This window comes from Alteromonas confluentis (assembly GCF_001757105.1).
Lineage (GTDB): Bacteria > Pseudomonadota > Gammaproteobacteria > Enterobacterales > Alteromonadaceae > Alteromonas > Alteromonas confluentis.
In genome coordinates, this window is sequence record NZ_MDHN01000041.1 from 459,779 (window position 1) to 460,026 (window position 248).

The 248-nt window shown below is 55.6% G+C and carries 1 protein-coding gene; it reads left to right on the forward strand.

Features of this window, described 5'->3' with window-relative positions:
- The coding region (locus tag BFC18_RS21800) for an Ig-like domain-containing protein (RefSeq protein ID WP_245680442.1) at window positions 1–248 on the forward strand (248 nt) is incomplete at both ends.

The window sequence follows — 248 nt, forward strand, 5'->3', positions numbered from 1 at the left end:
ACGGCTACCGTACAACCTGACGGTTCGTTCAGCGCTGATGTCCCTGCGGATATGGCCGACGGAGCGTATACCGTCGAAGCCACCGCAACAGATGCTGCGGGTAATGCGACGACGGCTACGGACAACAACGGCGAAATCGACACCGCTGCACCAACCATTACGTTAGATGCACAGACAACAGGCAATGACGCCACACCAACAGTATCGGGAACTACTGATTTACCTGTCGGCGAAACGGTATCGATCAC